Source organism: Rhizobium sp. AP16 (assembly GCF_000281735.1).
GTDB lineage: Bacteria > Pseudomonadota > Alphaproteobacteria > Rhizobiales > Rhizobiaceae > Rhizobium > Rhizobium rhizogenes.
The window spans coordinates 1-3,973 of sequence record NZ_AJVM01000049.1 but is presented as its reverse complement, the minus strand read 5'-3'; the positions used below and the strand labels follow the sequence as shown (position 1 = coordinate 3,973).

Below are 3,973 nucleotides of genomic sequence, written 5' to 3'. Positions count from 1 at the left end.
GCGGGGCGCAAACGGCGCCGGCGAAGAGTGATCGCTAAAGCGGTATGCCGGACCGAGATGGTCCGGCATACCGCAGACTAGTACGCGTTCAGAAAGACGGAACGAGACGATGAGCAAGAAAGCCGGCCGTATATCAGTCAAGGCAGACGTCATGCGGATCGAGACAGCCGAGGGTTGGTTGCGCCGCCTTGGCAGGATCGCCCATGCCTGTCTGGCGCTGACACTGAGCGGCCTGCTCGTGCTGCAGCCGGCGATTGCCAACGCGCAGTCGATCGCGGCGAGCCCGACGGCGCCGCCCGCCAATCAGCCCGGCGTCGGTGCTGCCCCGAACGGCGTGCCGCTCGTCGACATCGTCACGCCGAATGGCGCCGGCCTGTCGCACAACAAATACGACAATTTCAACGTCGGTACGCCCGGCCTCATTCTCAACAACAACAATGCCGAGGTCGGCACCTCCAATCTTGGCGGCGTCACCCCGGGCAATCCGAACCTGAAGAATTCGGGTCCGGCCTCCGTCATCCTCAACGAGGTGACGAGCGGCAATCGCTCGGCGCTGAATGGTCCGACGGAAGTGTATGGCGGCAGAGCCGATGTCGTCATCGCCAACCCGAACGGGATCACCTGTGATGGCTGCGGCTTCATCAATACGCCGCGCGCAACCCTGACGACCGGCGTTCCCGATATAGGCACCGACGGCCGGCTCACCGGCTTCACCATCAATGGCGGTGACGTGACCTTCGGACCTAATGGTGGCAATTTCGCTGCTGCTCCCGGTACCGTCGATCTCTTCGACGTCGTCTCCCGCACCATCAGCGTCAACGGCCCGGTCTACGGTAAAACGCTGCGGCTGACGGCCGGCGCCAACAAGTTTGACTACGCCACCGGCGAGGCGCAGGCGCTCACTCCGATTTCCGGCATGCCGGAATATGCCATCGACGGCACCGCGCTTGGCGCCATGCAGGCCGACCGCATCAAGGTCGTCGTCACCGAGAAGGGTGCCGGCGTGCGTATGAGCGGCAACATGGCCGCCAACACCAACGAACTGTCGCTGTCGGCCGATGGCAAAATCTCGCTCGGCAATGTCTCGGGCCAGCAGGGCGTCTCGGTCACCTCGAAGGCAAAGGTAACGGCAGCCAAGGTAGCCTCGAAGGCGCGTGTCGACATCAAGGCGGATCAAGGCATCACCTTGAACGCGGTCGCCGCCGATGGCGATATTGCACTTTCGAGCGGCGCAGGTCTTCTCTCGGCCGACGCGGAGGTCAATAGCGCCACCAATGTGCTGTTGGCCTCGGCCAGTGGCATTGCCGCCGGCAGCGTCACGGCGGGCGGCGCGGCAACGCTTGCCGCTTCGAGCGGCGATGTCCGGATCGCCGGCGGCATCAATAGCGCCGGTGCGCTGACGATCACGGCCGATACCGGCTCGATCACGGCTGCTTCGCTTCTCAGCTACAACAATATCGGCCTCAATGCCGGCGCGGATATCGCCGTCTCCGGCAATGTTCTGGCGCAAGGCAATGTGACGGCCAATGGCCAGGCAATCTCAATCGGCATGGTCGTCTCCGGCCTCGATATCGCCGGCACCAATGCCGCGCCGAACGGTAATGCGGTTCTTGCCAGCGCGGGCGATATTCAGCTTGCTGCGAGCAGCGGCGAGATCAACGCGACCGCTCTCCTGTCGGCCGGCAATATAGTGGTCAACGCTCCCGCGTTGAGAGCTCAGAACATCACTGCGCATGGCGCTGTCGACATCAATGCGGCCATCAAGGTTGATGGCCAGATCCTTGGCGCCGGCGATGTCGCGATCACGGCGAACGGCACTGTCGACAGCCAGGCCATGCAAGTGGGTGGCACTATTGCCTCGGGTGTGGATTTCGCCGCCACCGAAGCATCGGGCGGCAATATTGTGCTTGGATCGACGGGAGCTTTGTCCTTGCGGACGGGCTCTGGCAACATGACGGTCGGCAGCCTGCTATCGGCTGGCAATCTTTATGTTCAGTCGCTTCTTCTGGATGCCGACAGCGTTATCGGTCATCGCGACATCGTCATAGACGGCGGTGCCTCGGTCGAGAACCAGTTTCTTGCTGCGAACAACATCACCTTTAATGGCAAGCCAAGTGGACCCGGCCTGCAAGTTGGCTTGAGCGCCGGCCTATTGGTGTCCGGCGTCGATTTTGCCGCCACCAATGCCGCCGGCGGCAATATCGTTCTCGCGCAAAGCGGGGATCTGACTGTCAACAGCAGCCTGGGCCATGTCACCGCCGGCACGATCCTCTCGGCCGGCAATATGATCGTCGACGGTTGGACGACGGTGGCCGACACCATCTCGGGACATGGTGATGTCGCCTTGTCCGGCGCCATCAACGTCAGTGGTCAGGTCCTCGGCGCAGGCAACATCACAGCGTCTGGCCCGAGTGTCCGCGCCGGTGCGGTGGTTTCGGGCGTCGACTTCGCGGCAACCGAAGCCGCGAACGGCAATATCGTCCAGACGCAAAGCGGCGATCTCACAATTGCGTCTTCCGCCAACGTATACGTCGGATCGCTCAACGCCGCCGGCGCTCTTGGCGTCAGCGGTCCGAACATCGTCGTCGACAACATCACCGGTCACAAGGATATCGCGCTTTCCGGGGCGACAACGGTGACGGGCCAGGTGTTGGGCGCTGGCAATGTCGGCATCACCGGGCAGGGCATCAATGCGGCGGCGATCATCGCCGGTATTGATTTTGCAGCCACCAACGCCGGCGGCGGCGATATCATCCTCACGCAAAGCGGCGACCTGACGATCTCTGTCACCGACGCCATCAAGGCGCCGACCATGATGGCCGCCGGGGCAATCAATGCGACCGGTGCGACACTGACGGCCACCAACATTACCGGCCACGGCGATATAACGCTTTCAGGCGCCACCGATGTCAGCGGCCAGATCCTCGGCGCTGAAAATATCAGCGTCTCCGGTCCGGCCATCCAGGCGGGCGCTGTCATTTCCGGCGTGGATTTTGCCGGGACGGCGACTACCAACGGCAGTATCGTCCAGACCGCAAGTGGCGATATCACGCTTACCTCCTCCGGTCCGGCCGATATCGATACGCTGCTTGCCGCCGGCGGCCTGACGGCAGATGCGGTCGAGTTGCGCTCCAAGGGCATCACGAGCCATGGTGACACGACCGTCAATGCCAGCCTCGATGTTGACGGCCAGGTCCTTTCGGCCAGCCGGCTGACCGTCAATGGCGGCTCCATTGCCGCCGACACATTGATTTCGGGCATCGACTTTGCCGCCACCAATACGTCCGGCGGCAATATCGTGTTGGCCCAGTCCGGTGGCATGACCCTTGCGGCAACCGGCAATATCATTGCTGGCACCATGTTGGCGGCTGGTGATCTGAGCACGCAATCGGTCGATCTCTCTGCCAGCAGCATCACCAGCCACGGCAATGCTATTATTGCGGCGAGCGGTGACGTCAATGTCGGCACGCAGGTGATCGCAGCCGGTGATCTCGCTATTTCCGGCGCTGACATTGCCGCGCCGCTGCTGATATCCGGCGTCGATTTCGCCGCCACGGATACGGCGGGCGGCACCATCGTGCTCGGCCAGACCGGGGCCATGACGCTGACGGCTGCGAACGGCGCGGTCTCTACCAGCACGGTCTTATCGGCCGGCGACCTGACCGCGCGTGCAGGCATTTTGCAGGCTCAAAGCATCACCAGCCACGGCAACGTCGGCATCACCGGCAGCGTCGATCTGGGCGATAGCGGCCAGATTCTGTCGGCCGGCAGTGTCGGCATTACGGGTGGCCAGAATATCGAAGCCGGCTTGCTGATCTCCGGCATCGATTTTGCAGCCACCGACAATGCCGGCGGCACCATCACGCTCGCCGGCACTGGCGGCATGACGCTCGGTGCCACCTCCGGCATCAAGGTGAGCAATATTCTCTCGGCCGGCGCTCTCGAGGCCGAAGCAGCCACGATGGCGGCCGCC

The 3,973-nt window shown here is 63.1% G+C and carries 1 protein-coding gene; it reads left to right on the top strand.

The annotated features are described in order from the left end of the window. Window positions 1–151 precede the first annotated feature (151 nt). Window positions 152–3,973 (top strand): filamentous hemagglutinin N-terminal domain-containing protein (locus PMI03_RS15925; RefSeq protein WP_409033800.1); only part of this gene is annotated, 3,822 nt, incomplete at its 3' end.